The sequence below is a fragment of the Mesorhizobium sp. M0998 genome (genome assembly GCF_040318885.1).
Classification (GTDB): domain Bacteria; phylum Pseudomonadota; class Alphaproteobacteria; order Rhizobiales; family Rhizobiaceae; genus Mesorhizobium.
The window spans coordinates 1-18,321 of record NZ_JAMYND010000039.1; the positions used below are offsets into that span (position 1 = coordinate 1).

Below are 18,321 nucleotides of genomic sequence, written 5' to 3' on the forward strand. Positions count from 1 at the left end.
GCGCTGTGCAGCAGGATACGAACTGCGGTCGAGGCCGCAGACCGCTTGATGGAGATCGATCCCCCCAGCTTTGAACGACATCACGTGGGTTGAACTGGGCCGGCGTTCATTCGTCGCGACCTTGCGGCACCCTGCCGCAAGAGCTTGCCCTGTTGGCATCACAGCGTGAGCAAACATTGGAACAATGCACGCTGGTCCCTTTGCCCACCTGGCTATCGATGCGGATGTGCCCGCCGGACTGTTTGACGAAGCCGTAGACTCGGCTGAGTCCGAGCCCTGTTCCCTCGCCATTGCTTTTTGTCGTGAAGAAGGGCTCGAAGACCTAGGCGAGAACTTGCTTGTCCATGCCGTGGCCGGTGTCGCTCAGCGTCAAGCGAACGAACAACGCCGCCAATCCTTTCAGATCAGATCGTCAGGCGCGTCACTCGTCTCGATCGTGAACCTGCCGTAGTCTGTCATTGCATGCCTGGCGTTGACCGCCAGGTTGAGAATGGCGACGTCGAGCTGATTGGCGTCGATGAGAACCGGACCGAGCGCTGGATCGAGATGACGCTCGATCCTGATGTCGCGGCCGAAGGTCCGCTCCAGCAGAGCGGTGAGCGATCCAATATGTTGGTTGAGATCGACCTTTTCGGGCTCCAGGAACTGACGCCGGGAGAAGGCGAGCAACTGCTGCGTCAGCGCGCCGCCATTTCGCGTGCGCTTCAGCATCTCCTCGATCAGCGTACCGATTTTCGGATCGGCGGGATTCTCCGCAAGCTGCTTTGCCAACTGCCGGAGGCCGGATTCGAAGAGGCGATCAGATTGTTGAAGCCATGAACGATGCCGGCTGCGATGCGACCGATGGCTTCGAGTTTTTGCGACTGCAACTGGCGTTCTTCCTGCGCGGGGCGCGCGGACACGTCGCGAAGGCTGGCGAGCAGGGCAGGTTTGCCATCCCAGGTCACCTCGACGACGCGCATCTCGACCTCGGCCGCCTTGCTGCCCGGACGGGCCACGGTGATTTCTGCGGTTTCTCCCGAGACGACGGGCCGCCCGAGGGGAACATGAAGAAGCTCTTCGAGCGGATGCCCGAAAATGCGGGCCGCGGCCGGATTCGCGTAGAGAACCGCTCCCGAAAGATCGACGACGAGGACACCGTCGGCCGTGTTCTCGATCAGGAGACGGAAACTGAGCTGGCTGATGCTGGTCAGCTGCGGATCATCGGTCAGGTCGGAAATTTCCGCCGCGCTCCGCGTCATCGTTCTGGCCTCCTCACAGGTATGACTATGACGAATCGTTCGTCGCGGAACCGCCGAAGACATCCGGCGCGCCCTCTATCGGCTGGCCGAGATGCATTCCGCCGCCATCGATCGTGAAGCGTCTGATCTGCTTGTCGTGTTCGCTGCCGCGCATCTTCAGCACCATGAGGCCGCGATACATGAACTGTGCTTTCTGAATGTAGCGCAAAAGGATGAAGGAGTCGGTCAGCGTCGAGATGTGCTGTTCGCTCGCCGAATGGCCGCCGACCAGCGACTTGTCCGTGGCGGTGCAAAGTCCAGCGATTTCCCGTTTCTTGACGAAGGATGTGAGGCTGATCAGGAACTCGCGAAAGCCGGTCTCCGGCGCAATGCGTTCGAGCGCGGAAAGGCTGTCGATGGCAAGCCGATCCGGTTTGAATTCCTCGACCAATTGACGGATCATCAGCAGATGGTCGGGAAGGCTTTGCGCCTCCGGATAGAGACAGACGACCTTGAGCCCGCCTTCCGCTTCCATCGTCTCGAAATCGACACCCCAACTGCACGCGTTGCGAATGAGCTGACCGCCGCTTTCTTCGTAGCCAACCAGTAAGGAGCGTTCGCCGGCCGCGACGCCACCGGCCAGGAAATTGGTCACCAGCAGCGTCTTGCCGGTGCCGGTCGCGCCGCTGACCAGCGTAACGCTGTCGCGGAAGAAGCCCCCGCTCGTCATCCTGTCAAGATCGGCATTGCCGCTCGTTATCGGGAGAGGTAGAGGCGGCTTAAGGCCGGCCTCCTTAGCCTCGAGAGGCGTCAATTTTCTCGGACAGCCAGGTCTTGATAAGGGACTGATAGGGCACGTCGCGCTTGTTCGCCGCGACCTTGATCCGTTCGAGCAGGCTATTGGGCAGCCGCAACGAGATCGAGGTCGACGACGGCTTGAGGTTGGGCAGGCGGACCCGCTCTGCCTTGCTCCAATCGACATGCTCACTGGAGTCGTTGGACTCCCAGAAGGCGCGCTCCTCGGCCTCCGATGCAAAGGTCGGAACCGGCTTAGCTGTCTTGGTCATAGTAGCCTCGCTCCTTGCGGCTCATATCCCGGGCGGAAATCACCCGGATCTTGGTCTCCTTGTCCCGAAGCGTGAAGGTGATGTGCAGCAGCCTTCCATCATCGGTGCGCCCGAGAGCATGAATTCGTTGCTCGATGGCGCTGTGCTTTGCGTAGGGAACGGTCAGCAACGGCTCGTTGAAGAACACCTGTTCCGCCTCGGCCTGGCTGACGTCGTGCTTGTCGATGCTCTTGCGGGCATTGCCCGCATCCCAGTCGAAGCCGGCAATCCGTTCCCATTCGATCATCGATGTATATTGCCATAATATACGCCGATTTCAAGCTCCGTCAGGCGTGAGCGCTCCGCCCAGCAGATTTGGACAGCATAGGGAGAGGAAATGGAGGCAAGGAAAACCACCTCGCTGATCGGCCAGACCGGTGGCGCTGACGCTCAACCGCCAGCCTCGCAATCCCGGCCGCGTCGTCCGGCGCAGGGCTGAAAGCCCCGCTTGTCCTGCCGGGCAGGGATGCTCACCAGGCAGTTGCACCGGCCCGCCGGCTCCGCGGGCAGGGGGATGTCTTCGGAAGAAAGACGAGAAAGGACCGGTGAAAGGCCGCGTCTGCAACCCTCCAAGGAGAATTCCTATGGAACTGAAATTCGTTGATCCGCGCTCGCTCAAGGACAATCCCGACAAGGCGCGCCGTTCCAAGTCCAGCCCGCAGGCCGACGCGCTGCTGCTGGCGACGATCAAGGCTGTTGGCATCGTGCAGCCGCCCGTCGTCGCCGCAGAAACCGATGGCGGCAACGGCTTCGTCATCGACGAGGGCCACCGTCGCGTCAAGCAGGCGATTACCGCCGGCCTCGAGGAAGTCGCCGTTATCGTCGTTCCCTGCGCCGAGGATGGCGGCGCCATGCGTTCGCTGGTCACCACGATCGCGCATGAGCAGCTTAACCCCGTTGACCAGTGGCGCGCCATCGAGCGTCTCGTGGCGCTCGGCTGGACCGAAGAGGCGATCGGCATCGCGCTCGCCCAGTCGGTGCGCCAGATCAAGAAGCTGCGCCTGCTCGCCAATGTGCTGCCGGCGATGCTGGATCATATGGCCAAGGGCGACATGCCCGACGAGCGCCAGCTCCGCACCATCGCGGCCGCCTCGCTCGAGGAGCAGAAGGAGGTCTGGAAGGCACATAAGCCGACCAAGGGCGATCCCCAGGTCTCGTGGTGGGCTGTCGCCAACGGCCTCGCCAAGACCCGCATGTATGCGCGCGACGCCAGCTTCGGCGACGATCTGCGAGAGGCCTATGGCATCGCCTGGGTCGAGGATCTGTTCGCCCCGGCCGACCAGGACAGCCGCTACACCACCGACGTGGACGCCTTCCTGGGGGCCTAGCAGGAGTGGATGACGCAGAACCTGCCCAAGAAGGGCGTCATCGTCGAGACCAACAATTGGGGCGAGGTGAAGCTGCCGCCCAAGGCCGAACGCGTCTACAGTACGCCCAAGAAGTCGGACCACACAGCGATGTATCTTGACCGCGAGGGCAAGGTGAAGACGGTCCACTTCCGCATGCCCGAGGCCACGAAGCCCAAGGGCAAGGGTGCGGAAGACGCCGGCGGCTCGCGGCGGTGCTCGAAGGTTCGCCCATGCCGCCCAGGCTTTCTCCGCGACAGGCCGAGATCATGATGCTGGTCAACAAAGGCATGACCAACAAACAGATCGCCAAGGATCTCGATATCTCGCCGGCGACGGTGAAGACCTTGCTCGAACGGCTGTTCCGGATTTCGAAGGCGAAGAACCGGATCGCCCTGATTCATTGGTGGCAGGGGACAGATCACCCCAATGTGTTCGACGGCTGAGCATGGTGCGCCGGCTGCTCGGATAATTCGGCAGATAGGCTTCGTTATGCCCACGGGATCCTGGTCGGCGGGGTCATCGCCGCCGCCGTCGGCAACGATCTGGTGCTGGCGCATTCCCATGATCCGCTCAAGACGGCCTAACCTAAGTCCTGATCCTCACTGGCGGACCGGCGATCTATCTGCTCGGGAGCGCCAACTACATGAAGGCGGTCTATCGTGTGGTGCCGGCATCCCAATGGCGGGCGTTCCTGCCCTGCTGCTCCTGATCCCGTCGCCTACACCGTCGACTTGCTCGCTATGGGCTGGCTGACAGAGCTGGCGCACCCACGCCCGGCAGGCATCGAAGAAACGGTGTCCGGTCCTGTCGGGCGGACCTCATTCGGCAATCGTCGTCGGCAGGAGAGCCAAAGTGTGATCGCGGCCCAAACCGGTGCTCATGACCATGTTTACGCTTGGGCCGTATGTGGCTGTTGTCTTTTGATATGGTATCGATAACATGCCTTGCGTGAAGTTGATTCCAACGGGTGGTTCATGAGCGATGCCGGACGCCGCAGAGAGCTTGTGCCCGAGTGTCCAGCGTTTTGCTTGGGCACATCGCTGCCGGCTGGTGGAGCGGCATGATGGCCAAGGCCGCCTCATCGAGACCGGGCGAGAGCCACGCCCCGACGATGGTCGACGTGGCGCGGCGGGCAGGTGTGTCCACCATGACGGTTTCACGCGCCCTGAAAGAGGGCAGCCTCGTTTCCAAGGCGACGCGGGAAAAGATCATGGTCGCGGTCAACGACCTCGGCTACGTGCTCGACCAATCGGCCGGCAGCCTGTCCTCGCGCAAGACTGGATTTGTTGCCGCGATGGTTCCATCACTCAACAATTCCAACTTCGCCGATACGGCGCGCGGCATAACGGATGAACTGGAGAGCACGGGACTCCAGCTTCTGCTCGGCTACACCGACTATACGGTCGAGAAGGAGGAAAAGCTGATCGAAGCGATGCTCCGTCGGCGGCCCGAAGGCATCATTCTGACCGGCGGCGCCCATACGGAGCGCGCCCGCCGGCTTCTTAAAAACGCGGGCATCCCTGTAGTCGAAACCTGGGAGTTGCCGGCGAAACCCATCGATCAGGTGGTCGGATTCTCCAATGAAGAGGCGATGGGACTTCTCGTCAAGACGCTGGCCAGAAAAGGCTACAATAAATTCGGTTACATCGGTGGCACGACCTCGCGCGACACGCGCGGCAGCCAACGGCGCGAAGGCTTTGTCAGAGCCATTGAGGAGCTCGGCCTGCCAACCGGGCGCCTCGTTTCCTTTGGCGTGCCGCCGATATCCATCGAGCAGGGAGGCCAGGCCGTCGTCAGCATGCTGGAGCGCTGGCCAGACACGCAAGCCGTACTCTGCGTTTCGGACCTTTCGGCCTTCGGCGCACTGATGGAATGCAAGCGCCGGGGCATGCGGATCCCGCAGGACATCGCCATTGCCGGCTTCGGCGACTACGAGGTAGCCGCCTTTTGCCATCCCGGCATCACCACCGTGAATGTCGACTGCTACGGCATCGGGCAACAGGCCGCCCGCAGATTGATCCAGGTGATCCGAGGCGACGAGAAACGACACGGCGAAGAAATCGTCCTCACAAGCTATCGCGTCGTCGAGCGCGAAAGCACCTGAGTTCCTGCATCGATTCAAACGCAGCGAAGGGCAGCCCAGCAGCGATGTTTCGCGAGACCATCACCCTCACGCATGACGGTGCTTTGAAAGCCGTTGCAGCCGGAGCAGCGCGCGCCGTCACGATGGGCGTGCCGCAATGTCTCGTGGTCGTCGATGCGAGCGGCGAAGTCCTCGCCAGCCTGCGCATGGATGGCGCGCGGTTCCTCAGCATGCGTACGGCGCAGGCGAAGGCGTGCACCGCGGCGTCAATAAACGCCGCTACTGGCGGCATGGCGTTCGAAGTGGCGCTCTCAGCCGGTATCGCATCGCAGGGCGCGTGACCAATTTGCCCGGGGGCTTGCCGATCCGCTTCGGCAGACGCCTTGCGGGCGGCATCGGCGTCGGGTCGGAACCGGCGAGCAGGATTTCGATGTGGCACACGCCGCCTTGGCGGCGGTTGGCGCCGACGTGATTTAATGCGATGTGCCGATGCGCCTCCAGCGCAACCGAAGGATCTTCAGAACGCTATCTGAACCTTCATGGATTTGTTTCGGTCACCAGCGATGTCGAAAGCCGCGACCGCCTCGTCGAGAGCATAGATGCCTGTCAGTAGCGGTTTGACATCCACCCGGCGGCGATTGATCAGGTCGACGGCGAGCGCAAACTCCTCGTGGAAACGGAAAGTGCCCCGCATCTCGATCTCTTTCGCGACGATGAGGTTCTGCGGGATTGACAGATCGCCGCCGAGACCGAGCTGCACGAGCACGCCGCGTGGCTTCAGGACATCGAGCCCTGCACGCACCGCGCGTTCATTGCCGGAGGCCTCGAACATCATGTCGAAACTTCCCTTGTCGACAGTATAGACGGCGAGCTCTTCGCTGTTTGTCGCGACGTTGATAGTGCGATCGGCGCCGATCTCCAGGGCCTTCGCCAGCACGCCCTCCATGACATCGGTGGCGACGATTTCGCGCGCACCGTGGGCTCGTGCGGCGAGGATGCAAAGCGCGCCGATCGGCCCGCAGCCGGTGACCAGAACCCGCTTGCCAAGCAGCGAGCCGGCGCGGTTCATGGCATGCAGCGTAACCGCGAAGGGCTCCGCAAACGCGGCTTCGTGGATGGAGATGTGGTCGGCTATTCTGTGGCACTGCCACGCCTCGGCGACCAGGCGCTGGCGGAAGGCGCCCTGGATGTGCGGCATCGGCATGGCGCTGCCATAGAAGCGCATGTCGAGGCACTGGTTCTGCATGCCTTGCAGGCAGTAGCGACAGGCATTGCAGGGCCGGCTGGGCGAGATCGCCACGCGATCGCCCACCGCAAGTGTGGAGATGCCGTCGCCGAGGGCCCGCACCGTGCCCGCAACCTCGTGGCCAAGAATCATGGGTTCACGAAGGCGGATCGCGCCGAAGCCGCCATGGTTGTAATAATGCAGGTCCGAGCCGCAGATGCCGCCAGCCTCGACCGCGATCTCGACCTGTCCGGCGCCAGGGGAGCCCGGATCGGTCTCCTCGATCCGCAGGTCTTTTGCCGCGTGGATGACGATCGACTTCATTGATGTGATCGCTTCTCAGACGACCGGTGTCAGCAAGGTCTGTCCGCCGAAATGGGCCGCGAGATTATCGCGAACGAGCTGACCCATGGCCTTGCGGGTCTCCACCGTGCCGCTGGCGTGGTGCGGTTGCAGCACGATGTTGGTAAGCTTCAGGAAGCGCTCGTCGATGGTTGGCTCGTTCCAGAACACGTCGAGCCCGGCACCCTTGATGGCACTGGATTCCAGGGCCGCGAGCAACGCGGTCTCGTCGATCGTGCTGCCGCGCGAAATATTTATGACGATACCGTCTGCTCCGAGCGCTGCCAGGATCGACGCATTAATCATGTGTTTTGTGCTTTCGCCGCCGGCGAGCGTTACGATCAGAAATTCGCTGTCGCGCGCCAGTTCGACCAGATCGCCGACAAAAGCATAAGGAAGATCGTCGCGCTTGCGGTTGTCGAAATAGGAAATCGTGCAGTCGAATGCAGCGGCGCGCTTCGCCACCGCCGCACCGACGCGGCCCATGCCGACAATGCCCAGCCTTTTTCCACAGACACGCGTGACCAGCCCCATATTGCCCTTGCGCCAGCTTCCATCGCGTACGTAGGCGTCGGCCTGCGGGATTTTTCGCGCCACGGCGAGCAGCAGCCCGATGCCGATATCGGCTACGTCCTCGGTCAGCACATCTGGTGTATTGGTGACACGAATGCCGTTCGCCCTGGCATAGGCAAGGTCGATGGCGTCGGTGCCCACGCCGTAGCAGGAAACGATCTCGAGCTGCGGCAGCTTTCCCATCAGCGCAGCACTTGCGCCAAGCTCGCCGCGCGTAGCGATGGCGCGGATCGCGCCGGCGTGGCTTGAGAGCAACGCGTCCTTGTCCTCGGACTGCCAAAGTTTGTGGACGCGATACTTCGCCTCAAGATCTGCCATGTCCCAATCCGGATAGGGACCTGTCATCAAAATGTCGGTCACGGCATCATCTCCTGTGCGAGTCCATTTTTCCCATTGACTATGTTATCGATAACATTCATGTCAATAGCGACTGGCGGCGGGGTGATGGAAATCGCGGCCGCTTCAGGAAAGCTTGCTCGGGAGGAGCGTTTGGGCAGTTCGTTGTTTGATTTGAACGGCATGCGGGCGCTGGTCACCGGCTCGGGGCAAGGGATCGGCCTGGCGCTGGCCGAGGGGTTGGCGCAGCACGGCGCCGAAATCGTGCTCAACGGACGCAGCGCCGAAAAAATGAAAACGGCTGCGGATTCACTGACAGCGAAGGGACACAAGGTCCATAGCGCCGTCTTCGACGTCACCGATCATGCTGCGGTGGCGAACGGCGTCGCGCAGATCGAGGCGACGATCGGCGCCATCGATGTCCTTATCAACAATGCCGGCATGCAGTTCCGAATGCCGCTCGAGGATTTCCCCGCTGACAAATGGGAGGAACTCTTGCGCACCAACATCTCCAGCGTGTTCTTCGTCGGGCAAGCGGTGGCGCGGCACATGATCCCGCGGCAGCGCGGCAAGATCGTCAATATCGCCTCGGTGCAAAGCGAACTGGCACGGACGAACATCGCGCCCTATACGGCCACGAAAGGCGCTGTGCGCAACCTGACGCGCGGCATGTGTGCCGATTGGGCGAAGCATGGCTTGCAGATCAATTCCATTGCGCCGGGTTACTTCAAGACGCCGCTCAACCAGGCGCTGGTCGACAATCCCGAGTTTTCAGCCTGGTTGACCAACCGAACACCGGCGGGTCGTTGGGGCGATGTCGGCGAACTGGTCGGCGCGGCGATCTTTCTAGCTGGACCGGCCTCATCCTTTGTCAATGGACACACGCTCTATGTCGATGGCGGCATCACAACCTGCCTCTAAGTCCTGGCCCATCGTTGTGATGGGTGTCAGCGGCTGCGGCAAGACCAGCATTGGCGTCGCTATCGCGGCTCGTCTAGGGCTTGCTTTTGTCGAAGGCGACGTGCTGCACCCGCGTGGCAATGTCGAAAAAATGTCGGCGGGCATTCCGCTTACCGACGAGGATCGTTGGCCTTGGCTGGACCTGTTGGGCGCAGCCTTGCGCCATGCACATCAAGAAGGACGTGGGCTCGTCGCGAGTTGCTCGGCGCTGAAGAAGTCCTATCGCGATCGCCTTCGCCATGGTGCTAGCGGGCCGGTGCTTTTCGTATTTTTGCACGGGTCACGTGCGGTGCTGCAAGCCAGGCTCGCCGAGCGCGGCGGCCACTTCTTTCCACCCGCTCTGCTTAACAGCCAGTTCGCCACACTGGAAAATCCAGGCGACGAACCGCTGGTGGTCACAGTGGACATCGACGCGCATGTGGACACGATCGCCGATAGAGTGTTGGAGGGTCTGGGTGCATTTGGGGTCGCCCCCGCCAGGATCAAGGAAAAAGGCACGTTGAGATGACGCAACCAGCAAAAGTCGCCGTTGTCGGCGCCGGCATCATGGGGTCGGCGATCGCCACCCGTCTGATCGAGACTGGGCAAGCCGTGACGGTATTCGATCTGGACAAGGCCAAGGTCGCCGCGCTGACTGCAAAGGGTGCGGTTGCCGTCGCGTCTGTTGCCGAAGCAACGCGGACGAGCAGCTTCGTCATCCTCAGTCTGAACCATGCCGACATCGTGCGTTCCGTGGTGTTCGGCGATGCCGGTGTCGCGGCCGCTGCGTCGCCCGAAAAGCTGCTGATCGACATGTCTTCGATCGATCCCGTCGACACCGCGCAGATGGCCAGGAAGCTGTCTGCCGAGACCGGCATGAAATGGCTCGACTGCCCGCTTTCGGGCGGCGTTCCCGGCGCGCTGGCCGGCCGACTGACCGTCATGGCGGGCGGCGAGGCGGCTGATTTCGAACAAGCCCGCACGGTGATGCGGCATCTCTGCGCCAACTACACGCTGATGGGGCCGAGCGGGGCAGGGCAGACCACCAAGCTGATCAACCAGCTTTTCTGCGCAGTTCTGTTCCAGGCCGTCGCCGAAGCGGTGAAGCTTGCCGAAGCCGGCGGCGTCGATCCGAAGGCAATTCCGGCGGCACTCAAGGGCGGGCGAGCCGATTCCAGCATCATGCAGGAGTTCATGGCAAAATTCGCTGCCCGCGATTTTTCGCCGACCGGCCGCATCGACAACATGCTGAAGGACCTGGATTCGCTGCAATCCTTTGCCCTCAAAACCAAGACGCCGATGCCGATGACCGGGCAGGTGGTCGAGATCCATCGCCTGCTCTGCACCGCAGGACTGGGGCCAAGGGATTCGGCCGAAATGATGCGTCTGCTCGACGGCAAGACCAACTGATCCGTTGGCCATATTTTCTTTGATGCTTGACGCTTAGAAATGTTATCGATAACATAATTTTATCTCGGGAGGAACGCATTGTGACCGAGCAAAAACTGATCGAGTTCAAGTCAATTACCAAGGAGTTCGGCGGCACCCGCGCGCTCTCCGACGTGACGCTTGATCTGCACAAGGGCGAGATCCTGGCGCTGCTCGGCGAGAATGGCGCCGGCAAGTCGACGCTGATAAAGACGCTCGCCGGCATCTATCGGCCGGATGGCGGCCAAATCCTGTTTCGCGGCGAGCCCTACCATCATCGCCCGCCGCGGCCGAACCAGCGCCAGCCCGTCGCCTTCATTCACCAGGATCTCGGTCTCATCGAATGGATGACGGTCGGCGAGAATGTCGGCTTGGCCCAAGGCTTTTCGCTGCGCTCCGGGCTGATCGACTGGCGATCGACCGAGGCGAGGGCGCATGAGGCGTTAAAGCTGGTCGGCTGTGACTTCGACCCGACGACACGCGTTCAAGATCTGACGCGCACCGAAAAATCGCTGGTCGCCATCGCTCGCGCCTTGGCTACCGAGGCCGATGTGCTGGTGCTCGACGAGCCGACGGCCAGTCTTCCCGCCGACGAGGTCGAGCGGCTGTTCGACGCCATCCGTCCGCTCAAGCAACGCGGCGTCGGCATGATCTATGTCTCGCATCGCCTGGATGAAATTTTCCGCATCGCCGATCGCGTCGCCGTGCTGCGCGACGGCAGGCTGGTCGGCCAGAAGAAGGTCGCCGATACGAAACCGGACGAACTGGTCGAGATGATCGTCGGCCGTCCGGTCAGCCAGGTTTTCAGCAAGGCAGAGACGCAGGCCGGCGAGACGATCTGCGCCGTGCGCGACCTTGTCTGCGCCGGTGCCGGCCCGGTGTCTTTCGACGTTCGCAAGGGTGAGTTGCTCGGCCTGGTCGGCCTGCGCGGCGCCGGGCAGGAACTGGTTGGCCGGGCGCTGTTTGGCTGCCAGGCCTTTTCCGGCACGGTGACGATCCGCGGGGCTGTGCCGGACCTGTCCAGCCCGATCGCGGCGATGTCGTCCGGCATCGGCCTGATCGCGCGTGACAGGACCGAAGAATCAATCGCTGGATCCTTGTCGATCCGTGAGAACAGTTTCCTCAATCCCGGCGCCGGCAAGCGCGGCCTGTTTTCCTTCCTCGCGCCTCATAAAGAGGCTGCGCTAGCGCAGGCGATCGGCAGTTCCGTCGGGCTGCGCCCCAACGACCCGAATCTGCCGATCGAAGCCCTTTCTGGCGGCAATCAGCAGAAGGTGGTCGTCGGGCGCTGGCTGCACACCGGGCGTACGTTGCTGATCGCCGAGGATCCGACGGCCGGCGTCGATGTCGGCGCCAAGGCTGAGGTCTACCGGCTGATCGGCCGCGCGCTTGAAGCCGGCCTCGCCGTCGTCGTGGTGTCGACCGATTTCGAGGAGATTGCCCACATCTGCCACCGCGCTTTGGTGTTTTCGCGAGGACAGATCGTTCGCGAACTCACCGGCAAAGACCTCACCACATCCGCCGTGATCACCGCGGCATCGGCTTCCGAAGCCGCCTGATCTTTCTGGGAGCGAACTCATGCAATCGATCGAATCCAGCGCCCTCGAACCGACCCGCGGCGAGATGGCTGATTTGTCCATGGGGCAGAAGGTCATCCGGCTGCTACCGGTCTACGGGCTGGTGATCCTGACGGTGTTGCTGATCCTTTTGTTCTCGATCCTGCTGCCGAACACGTTCCCGACGCTGCTTAACCTGCGCTCGATCATCTCCGACAAGGCGATTATTGCGCTGTTGTCGCTGGCGGCGATGATCCCGATGGCGTCGGGACGGATCGACCTCACCGTCGGCTACGGAATTGTGCTGTGGCACATCCTGGCCATCAGTCTGCAAACCATGTTCGGCATTCCGTGGCCGCTGGCAGTGATGATTGTGCTGGTTCTCGGCGCCGCGACCGGCTTCCTCAACGGCCTGCTGGTCGAAGTCGCCCGCATCGACTCTTTCATCGCCACGCTGGGCACCGGCACCGTGCTCTATTCCTTGGCGCTTTGGCACACTGGCGGCCGGCAGGTTGTCGGCGTTTTGCCCAACGGCTTCTACGCGCTCAACGGCACGATGGTGTTCGGGCTGCCGATCACCGGCCTCTACGTGCTTGGCATCGCCGTCGCACTGTGGATCATCCTCGAATATCTGCCGATCGGCCGCTACGTTTATGCCATCGGCGCCAACCCGAAGGCGGCTGCTCTCAATGGCATTCCGGTGCGCCGTTTCGTCATTGGGGCGTTCATCTCCTCGGGGTTCCTGACGGCGCTGACGGGCGTGCTTCTCGCCTCCAAGCTGCGTATTGGCCAGGCCAGCGTCGGATTGGAGTATCTCCTGCCGGCTCTGGTCGGTGCCTTTCTTGGCTCGACCACGATCAAACCCGGGCGTGTCAATGTCTGGGGCACGATGACCGGCGTCATCATCCTTGCAGTCGGCATTTCCGGCATTCAGCAGTTCGGCGGCTCGTTCTTCGTCGAGCCATTGTTCAATGGCGTGACGCTGCTCGTCGCCATAGGCATTGCCGGCTACGCCCAGCGCAAGCGCGGCGCGGCGCAAAGAGCCAGGACCAAGACCGTCGCGCAGCGCTCGAAGTGACGTCGGGCCTCGGGGACCTGGGATGAGCGACTACGAGATTCTCGACGATCGGTTCGGCAAGCTGATGATCGGGCATGCCAAGCTCGAACGGCTATGGACCGGTAGCCGTTGGGCGGAAGGACCGGTGTATGTCCCCGCCGCAAGGCATTTGCTGTGGTCGGACATCCCGAACGATCGGCTGCTGCGCTACGACGAAGGCGACGGCTCGGTAAGTGTCTTCGAAACGCACTGCAACAATCAGAACGGCCACACCCTCGACCGCGAAGGCCGCGTCGTTGCTTGCGAGCATGGCGGGCGCCGTGTCTCCCGGCTCGAGCATGACGGGCGTTGGAAGACGCTTGTCGAAACCGTTGCAGGCAAGCGGTTCAATTCACCCAATGACGTGGTGGTCAAATCCGACGGTACGATCTGGTTCACCGACCCGGTCTACGGCATCGAAAGCCACTACGAGGGCAAGATCGCCAGAGCGGAGATCGGCGGCTCCCATGTCTACCGGTTCGACGAGCTTTCGGGTGAGGTGAGCGCCGTTGTCACCGACATGGTGCAGCCGAACGGCCTGGCTTTTTCGCCCGACGAGACGATCCTCTATGTCTCGGAGAGCGGCGCCAGCCATGTGCCCGGCCTGCCGCGCGCGATCAAGGCCTATGACCTTGCCGTCGATGGCCGGTCGGCGCGTGCAGGCGGCATCTTCGCCGAGTGCGGGGCTGGCCTCTTCGATGGTTTTCGCGTCGGTCGCGACGGCAACATCTGGGCCTCCAGCGCCGACTCGGTGCGCGTCCATGCACCGGACGGAACCCTGATCGGCCGTATCCTGGTTCCCGAGCTCGTTTCCAATGTCTGTTTCGGCGGTCCCAAGCGCAACCGCCTCTACATCACCGCTCAGACATCCCTCTACGCCATCTACGTCAACGCACATCCGGCCGGTGTTGGTCCGGTGGCGGGCGACATCAGCCGGTGACATGTCGCCAACTCCAATCGAAAGCCGAGTTTGAAAGATCATGCAATTTCTAGAAACCAAGGGAGGTACCAACATGCAACGCAGAACATTCCTGAAATCATCCGTAGCCTTGATGGCCATGACAATCGCTGCTCCTGTCCTGTTCGCCGGCCAGGCACGGGCGGACGCCACAGCCGACGCCATGGCGGTCGTCCAGAAATATGCGCAGAAGGTCACGGCCTGGGATGGCCCGACCACCGGTCCGAAGGCGCAGCAAGGCAAGACGATCGTCGTGCTCGCCGGCGACCTCAAGAACGGCGGCATCCTGGGCGTCACCAACGGCGTCGAGGAAGCAGCCAAGGCGATCGGCTGGGAGGTCAAGGTGATTGACGGCGCCGGCTCGATCGGCGGCCGCACCGCTGCCTTCGGCCAAGCCATGGCGTTGAAGCCGAATGGCATCGTCATCAACGGTTTTGACGCGGTCGAGCAGGCGCCGGCGCTGGAACAGGCCAAGGCCGCAGGTATCCCGTTGGTCTCCTGGCATGCCGGACCGGTGATCGGGCCCGACGAGAAAAGCGGCGTGTTCGCCAACGTGTCGACGGATGCCATGCAAGTCTCCACAGCCGCGGCCGACTGGGCCTACGCCGATGCCAAGGGCAAGCCCGGCGTCGTTATCTTCACCGATTCGACCTACGCCATCGCCATCGCCAAGGCAGACAAGATGAAGGCGGAGATCGAGCGGCTGGGCGGCAAGGTGCTCGAATATGTCGACACGCCGATCGCCGAGACCTCCCAGCGCATGCCGCAGCTGACCACTTCGCTGCTGCAGAAGTACGGCGATACCTGGACGCATTCACTGGCGATCAACGACCTCTATTTCGACTTCATGGGACCCTCACTTGCCGCCGCCGGCAAAGCCGGTACCGACGCGCCGATCAATGTCGCCGCAGGCGACGGTTCGGAATCGGCCTATCAGCGCATTCGCGCCGGTCAGTTCCAGAAGGTGACCGTTGCCGAACCGCTCAACTTGCAGGGCTGGCAATTGGTCGACGAGCTGAACCGCGCCATCGCTGGCGAAAAATGGTCGGGCTATCTGTCGCCGCTGCATGTGGTGACGGCCGACAATGTCGAGTTCGACGGCGGGCCGAAGAACGCATTCGACCCCGGCAATGGCTACCGCGACGCATACAAGAAGATCTGGGGCAAGTAGGAGCCCGGCGATGCGGGCGCAATACGCGATGCGCCCGCATCTCATTCGCACGACAAATCCACGAATTGCACCGCGACCTGCCCTTGCCGGCCGGCGGCCATCCCAAGCGCAGAAAATCAGGAAACCCTCGCCATGATCATTCGCTACGCCCTGTTCGAAGGCGAAATCCACCCCGGACGCGAGAGCGAATTCCGGCGCTTTGTCAGGGAAAGGCTAGTGCCGTTGTGGACGCAATTTCCTGGAGCCGAGGAGGTGCGCGTTCTGGATGGCACGGCACGGGATGAGGGCGCCCCCGTCTATGCCATGGCGCTCGCCATCCGTTATCCCGACATGGACGCCTGCAACAAGGCGCTGCAGTCCGACGTTCGCTTTCAGAGCCGCGATGTGACCGGAGAGCTGCTCAAGATGTTCACCGGCCGTGTGCATCACCATGTTTTCGAAGCGAACGAGTTTCCAACCGCTCGATTACGGCGACGGGACGAGGTTTCAGAAATTCGCGTTCGAGGGCCTGGGCGAGATTGACTTCATCGTGGTCGGGGCCCGGCGTGGATCGTGTCGCTCGAACAAGGGAGCGGCTTGCAGAGCTGAATCCGGAGTTCGTCAGACGGACGATCGCACAGCTCATGATCATGCCAGACTACGAGGAGATGACTGCTGATAGCCTTGCCATTACAACAGCCCTGCTCGAAGAGGTGCTGTCGCCAGCGACATCATCCTGACCAACACCGGCAGCCGGCTTCGAGCGGGACCTTTTAGAGCCCAGACGCCTTGGTGAGGTTGGTCCGCAAGATGGGAGTCTTTGAGCGACCCCGAGGGGAAGGTCGTTCGCGCAGGACGAATTCACGCCGATGACCCTTTCGAGACCTTGCGGAGCCGAATTCTCTTTTTGGAAGTCGGCATTAGCCGGAACCAGCATTCGCGCGGGCTTCTCCAAGCCGCCGATCAGCGGCAGGGAAGCGGCATGGCCCTAGCCTGCTTGGGCGTGGCGAACGTCCACACGGGGCGGTGCTGACGTCGCGACTTTGTGAAGCTGAAAGACTTCCGTCGCTTCGCCGCGCCCGCGCAACCTGTGCTTGCCCGCCGGGATCGTTTCGAACTTTTCGTCGAGCCGCGAAACAGTCTCGCCGGAAATCGCGATGGCGGTCGCGGCATCTGGTGCGAGCAACTTGCCGAGTTCCTGAAGCCGCTGGCTGATGTTCACGGTGTCGCCGACGATTGTGTAGTTCACGCGATCGGATGCGCCGATATTGCCGACGATGACGGAGCCCGTGTGGATGCCGATGCGGACGTGAAGCGGAGGCCGGCCTTTGCCAGCCGCTTCCAGATTGTCCTTGTCCAGCTCCTCGCGGATCGCCGCGGCGGCGCGGACGGCCGCGGCGGCATGGCCCTTCAGACGATCCGGCGCGCCGAAGAACGCCAGCATGCCGTCGCCCAGGAACTTGTCGACCGTACCGCCATGTGCATCGACCGCGCCACACAGGATCGCGAAGTGGTGGTTCAGCAGCCTGGCCGCGGCTGCGGCGTCCATCTGCTCCGACAGCGTGGTGAACCCGACGATGTCGGTAAACATGACGGTGACGACCGCTTCGCGCGGTTCGGCGATGCCCACCTCTCCGGTGCGCACCAGCTTGGCCACCAGCGAGCGCGGAATATAGGTCGAGAATGCACGCAGACCGATCAGCATGGCGTTGAAGGCCGAAGCCTGGTTGTCCAACTCCAGAACCCTGCTGCGCGGCAGCGGAGTCACGCCGTCGAGATCGAAATCGGCAACGCGCATGGCCTGGCCGGCGATCGCCTGGATCGGTCGCGACAGGCGCCTCCCAAGCAGGATCGCGACGATGACCGCCACGGCCATCGCCCCAACACCGAGCAGGGCCGATCCCAACACGCGCTCGATCTCCTTGCTGATCTGACTGGTCTCGAAATACGCGCCGAGCGTCCAGGGCTTGTCGCCATAGCCTGCGATCTTGCGGGTGATGGCGATGTAGGTGGCGTCGCCGCTCCACTCGGACGCATTGTCCACGCTGCGGTCGATCTCGGCGATTTCTATGTCGCGGGCGCGGCGCGTGTCGAAATCCCGCTCTACCTTCCGCGCGCTATAGGCGGCCAATACCGGATCGCCATACGTGGCCAGCGGCGTCAGCGGCAGGACGCCGTTCTTCAGAGCGTCGGGATCGGCCAGCCTTTGGTCGGCGAGCACGCGGTCTTCGCCATCGAGAATGAAGGCATGCGTGCCAAATCGCGATGATAGCTCCCGCGTGATATCGGACAGTTTCTGCAATTCGACCGCCGCGATCACCCAGGCCTGCGTCACGCCATCACGTGCCAGCGGCACTGAGACATGCGCGTACAGGCCGAACTCGTTGGCTACGAATGCCCCCCATTGCCTGCCGCCGACCCGTCTGCGTTGTTCGAGGGCGGCGCGGACTTGGGGCGACTTCTCGGGCTTGGCCGGAAAATGCTCGATGGCGCCCGTTGCAACGTTGTTTTCGACTGAGCGCGCGGCGCCGCGGCAGACCAGGTCGGGGGTGCAGATCAGCATCGCCTCGACCCCCGAGGCGGTAGCCAGAGCACCGGCAACGGCTGCAGACATCGCCTCGTCGTCGATCTGGAACTCGCCCTGGGCATACAGCTGCGCGATGCCGTCGACCGCGTTCTCGGCGTCCCCCATCTCTGCGCGCAGCGAGTCCTCCATCGCATCGATCAGGAGTGTCGACTGGGCGCCGAGCAAGTCGAACGTGTTGCGAAAATTGGCGCCGACCGACAACGCGAGCACGCCCCCGACCGACAGGAATACGAGGCTGCCAAAACTCAACGCCATGATGACCGCAATAGGGATGCGACGCCGCTTCTTTTCGGGGCGGGCCAGACGCACTGGTTGTGCGGACGTGCTCATGCAACAAGTGTCGCAATGCGCCACCGAATTGCAAGCCCCGTGA

General features: G+C 62.5%; 20 protein-coding genes and 2 pseudogenes. 13 read left to right on the forward strand and 9 right to left on the reverse strand.

Annotated elements, in window-relative coordinates:
* Positions 1–106: 106 nt before the first annotated feature.
* The 6 genes and pseudogenes from NKH59_RS27025 to NKH59_RS27050 all read right to left on the reverse strand — a co-directional run.
* Positions 107–262 (reverse strand): annotated as a pseudogene (locus tag NKH59_RS27025) (hypothetical protein); the annotation flags it as partial.
* A gap of 137 nt (positions 263–399) precedes the next feature.
* Positions 400–771, reverse strand: a complete 372-nt coding sequence (locus NKH59_RS27030; protein ID WP_352818805.1) for a hypothetical protein — start codon at positions 769–771, stop codon at positions 400–402.
* The gene (locus NKH59_RS27035; RefSeq protein ID WP_352818802.1) at positions 720–1,241 is read right to left on the reverse strand and encodes a PAS domain-containing protein; all 522 of its coding nucleotides are present in this window, start codon (positions 1,239–1,241) and stop codon (positions 720–722) included. Before NKH59_RS27035 ends, NKH59_RS27030 begins: the two co-directional genes overlap by 52 nt.
* Before the next feature lie 25 nt (positions 1,242–1,266).
* The gene (locus NKH59_RS27040; RefSeq protein ID WP_353023574.1) at positions 1,267–2,034 is read right to left on the reverse strand and encodes an ATPase domain-containing protein; all 768 of its coding nucleotides are present in this window, start codon (positions 2,032–2,034) and stop codon (positions 1,267–1,269) included.
* Positions 2,015–2,287, reverse strand: coding sequence for a BrnA antitoxin family protein (locus NKH59_RS27045; RefSeq protein ID WP_352474883.1), 273 nt, complete (start codon positions 2,285–2,287; stop codon positions 2,015–2,017). Before NKH59_RS27045 ends, NKH59_RS27040 begins: the two co-directional genes overlap by 20 nt.
* Positions 2,271–2,573, reverse strand: a complete 303-nt coding sequence (locus NKH59_RS27050) for a BrnT family toxin (RefSeq protein ID WP_352818797.1) — start codon at positions 2,571–2,573, stop codon at positions 2,271–2,273. Before NKH59_RS27050 ends, NKH59_RS27045 begins: the two co-directional genes overlap by 17 nt.
* A gap of 337 nt (positions 2,574–2,910) precedes the next feature.
* Here NKH59_RS27050 and NKH59_RS27055 point away from each other — a divergent pair.
* The 4 genes and pseudogenes from NKH59_RS27055 to NKH59_RS27070 form a co-directional block, all read left to right on the forward strand.
* A pseudogene (locus NKH59_RS27055) lies at positions 2,911–3,882 on the forward strand (ParB N-terminal domain-containing protein); the annotation flags it as partial.
* Positions 3,883–3,941: 59 nt separating this feature from the next.
* Positions 3,942–4,118 (forward strand): helix-turn-helix domain-containing protein, encoded by a 177-nt coding sequence (locus tag NKH59_RS27060; RefSeq protein WP_353023576.1) that lies wholly within the window; start codon positions 3,942–3,944, stop codon positions 4,116–4,118.
* Between the two features lie 668 nt (positions 4,119–4,786).
* Positions 4,787–5,779 carry a LacI family DNA-binding transcriptional regulator gene (locus NKH59_RS27065; RefSeq protein ID WP_352474894.1) on the forward strand — a complete coding sequence of 331 codons (993 nt, stop codon included), beginning with the start codon at positions 4,787–4,789 and terminating at the stop codon, positions 5,777–5,779.
* Between the two features lie 44 nt (positions 5,780–5,823).
* Complete coding sequence (locus NKH59_RS27070; RefSeq protein ID WP_353023578.1) at positions 5,824–6,099, forward strand: heme-binding protein; 276 nt, start codon at positions 5,824–5,826, stop codon at positions 6,097–6,099.
* Positions 6,100–6,275: 176 nt separating this feature from the next.
* Here NKH59_RS27070 and NKH59_RS27075 read toward each other — a convergent pair whose 3' ends face one another.
* Together NKH59_RS27075 and NKH59_RS27080 are read right to left on the reverse strand one after the other, a co-directional pair.
* Positions 6,276–7,307 (reverse strand): L-idonate 5-dehydrogenase, encoded by a 1,032-nt coding sequence (locus NKH59_RS27075; RefSeq protein WP_353023580.1) that lies wholly within the window; start codon positions 7,305–7,307, stop codon positions 6,276–6,278.
* Positions 7,308–7,322: 15 nt separating this feature from the next.
* Complete coding sequence (locus NKH59_RS27080; protein WP_353023601.1) at positions 7,323–8,243, reverse strand: 2-hydroxyacid dehydrogenase; 921 nt, start codon at positions 8,241–8,243, stop codon at positions 7,323–7,325.
* 99 nt (positions 8,244–8,342) lie between these two features.
* On the opposite strand from NKH59_RS27080, the gene NKH59_RS27085 reads away from it, so the two are divergent.
* The 9 genes from NKH59_RS27085 (at position 8,343) to NKH59_RS27125 (ending at position 16,101) form a co-directional block, all read left to right on the forward strand.
* Positions 8,343–9,155, forward strand: coding sequence for an SDR family oxidoreductase (locus NKH59_RS27085; RefSeq protein ID WP_352541909.1), 813 nt, complete (start codon positions 8,343–8,345; stop codon positions 9,153–9,155).
* A complete protein-coding gene (locus tag NKH59_RS27090; protein ID WP_352818790.1) occupies positions 9,124–9,702 on the forward strand; it encodes a gluconokinase in 579 nt (192 codons plus the stop codon). Before NKH59_RS27085 ends, NKH59_RS27090 begins: the two co-directional genes overlap by 32 nt.
* On the forward strand, positions 9,699–10,583 hold the full coding sequence (locus NKH59_RS27095) for an NAD(P)-dependent oxidoreductase (protein WP_352541833.1): 885 nt from the start codon (positions 9,699–9,701) through the stop codon (positions 10,581–10,583). The genes NKH59_RS27090 and NKH59_RS27095 overlap by 4 nt, the downstream gene beginning before the upstream one ends.
* An 80-nt stretch (positions 10,584–10,663) precedes the next feature.
* Positions 10,664–12,160, forward strand: a complete 1,497-nt coding sequence (locus NKH59_RS27100; RefSeq protein WP_352541834.1) for a sugar ABC transporter ATP-binding protein — start codon at positions 10,664–10,666, stop codon at positions 12,158–12,160.
* Between the two features lie 19 nt (positions 12,161–12,179).
* The gene (locus tag NKH59_RS27105; RefSeq protein ID WP_352818785.1) at positions 12,180–13,235 is read left to right on the forward strand and encodes an ABC transporter permease; all 1,056 of its coding nucleotides are present in this window, start codon (positions 12,180–12,182) and stop codon (positions 13,233–13,235) included.
* A 22-nt stretch (positions 13,236–13,257) separates the two neighbouring features.
* Complete coding sequence (locus tag NKH59_RS27110; RefSeq protein WP_352541836.1) at positions 13,258–14,193, forward strand: SMP-30/gluconolactonase/LRE family protein; 936 nt, start codon at positions 13,258–13,260, stop codon at positions 14,191–14,193.
* 73 nt (positions 14,194–14,266) lie between these two features.
* Positions 14,267–15,382 (forward strand): ABC transporter substrate-binding protein, encoded by a 1,116-nt coding sequence (locus tag NKH59_RS27115; protein WP_352997055.1) that lies wholly within the window; start codon positions 14,267–14,269, stop codon positions 15,380–15,382.
* Between the two features lie 132 nt (positions 15,383–15,514).
* Positions 15,515–15,904 (forward strand): hypothetical protein, encoded by a 390-nt coding sequence (locus NKH59_RS27120; RefSeq protein ID WP_352541838.1) that lies wholly within the window; start codon positions 15,515–15,517, stop codon positions 15,902–15,904.
* Positions 15,905–15,927: 23 nt separating this feature from the next.
* Positions 15,928–16,101 carry a hypothetical protein gene (locus NKH59_RS27125; RefSeq protein ID WP_352541839.1) on the forward strand — a complete coding sequence of 58 codons (174 nt, stop codon included), beginning with the start codon at positions 15,928–15,930 and terminating at the stop codon, positions 16,099–16,101.
* A 248-nt stretch (positions 16,102–16,349) separates the two neighbouring features.
* Here the strand turns inward: NKH59_RS27125 and NKH59_RS27130 are convergent, their stop codons facing one another.
* Positions 16,350–18,113 carry an adenylate/guanylate cyclase domain-containing protein gene (locus NKH59_RS27130; RefSeq protein ID WP_353023582.1) on the reverse strand — a complete coding sequence of 588 codons (1,764 nt, stop codon included), beginning with the start codon at positions 18,111–18,113 and terminating at the stop codon, positions 16,350–16,352.
* Between the last annotated feature and the right edge of the window lie 208 nt (positions 18,114–18,321).

Excerpts from the sequence above, each read along its gene's own strand:
- NKH59_RS27060 (WP_353023576.1), top strand. The coding sequence starts at position 3,942 with ATGATGCTGGTCAACAAAGGCATGACCAACAAACAGATCGCCAAGGAT.
- NKH59_RS27090 (WP_352818790.1), top strand. The coding sequence starts at position 9,124 with ATGTCGATGGCGGCATCACAACCTGCCTCTAAGTCCTGGCCCATCGTT.
- NKH59_RS27035 (WP_352818802.1), bottom strand. The coding sequence starts at position 1,241 with ATGACGCGGAGCGCGGCGGAAATTTCCGACCTGACCGATGATCCGCAG.
- NKH59_RS27065 (WP_352474894.1), top strand. The coding sequence starts at position 4,787 with ATGGTCGACGTGGCGCGGCGGGCAGGTGTGTCCACCATGACGGTTTCA.
- NKH59_RS27110 (WP_352541836.1), top strand. The coding sequence starts at position 13,258 with ATGAGCGACTACGAGATTCTCGACGATCGGTTCGGCAAGCTGATGATC.
- NKH59_RS27080 (WP_353023601.1), bottom strand. The coding sequence starts at position 8,243 with ATGACAGGTCCCTATCCGGATTGGGACATGGCAGATCTTGAGGCGAAG.
- NKH59_RS27120 (WP_352541838.1), top strand. The coding sequence starts at position 15,515 with ATGATCATTCGCTACGCCCTGTTCGAAGGCGAAATCCACCCCGGACGC.
- NKH59_RS27050 (WP_352818797.1), bottom strand. The coding sequence starts at position 2,573 with ATGATCGAATGGGAACGGATTGCCGGCTTCGACTGGGATGCGGGCAAT.
- NKH59_RS27075 (WP_353023580.1), bottom strand. The coding sequence starts at position 7,307 with ATGAAGTCGATCGTCATCCACGCGGCAAAAGACCTGCGGATCGAGGAG.
- NKH59_RS27105 (WP_352818785.1), top strand. The coding sequence starts at position 12,180 with ATGCAATCGATCGAATCCAGCGCCCTCGAACCGACCCGCGGCGAGATG.
- NKH59_RS27115 (WP_352997055.1), top strand. The coding sequence starts at position 14,267 with ATGCAACGCAGAACATTCCTGAAATCATCCGTAGCCTTGATGGCCATG.
- NKH59_RS27045 (WP_352474883.1), bottom strand. The coding sequence starts at position 2,287 with ATGACCAAGACAGCTAAGCCGGTTCCGACCTTTGCATCGGAGGCCGAG.
- NKH59_RS27070 (WP_353023578.1), top strand. The coding sequence starts at position 5,824 with ATGTTTCGCGAGACCATCACCCTCACGCATGACGGTGCTTTGAAAGCC.
- NKH59_RS27085 (WP_352541909.1), top strand. The coding sequence starts at position 8,343 with ATGGAAATCGCGGCCGCTTCAGGAAAGCTTGCTCGGGAGGAGCGTTTG.
- NKH59_RS27095 (WP_352541833.1), top strand. The coding sequence starts at position 9,699 with ATGACGCAACCAGCAAAAGTCGCCGTTGTCGGCGCCGGCATCATGGGG.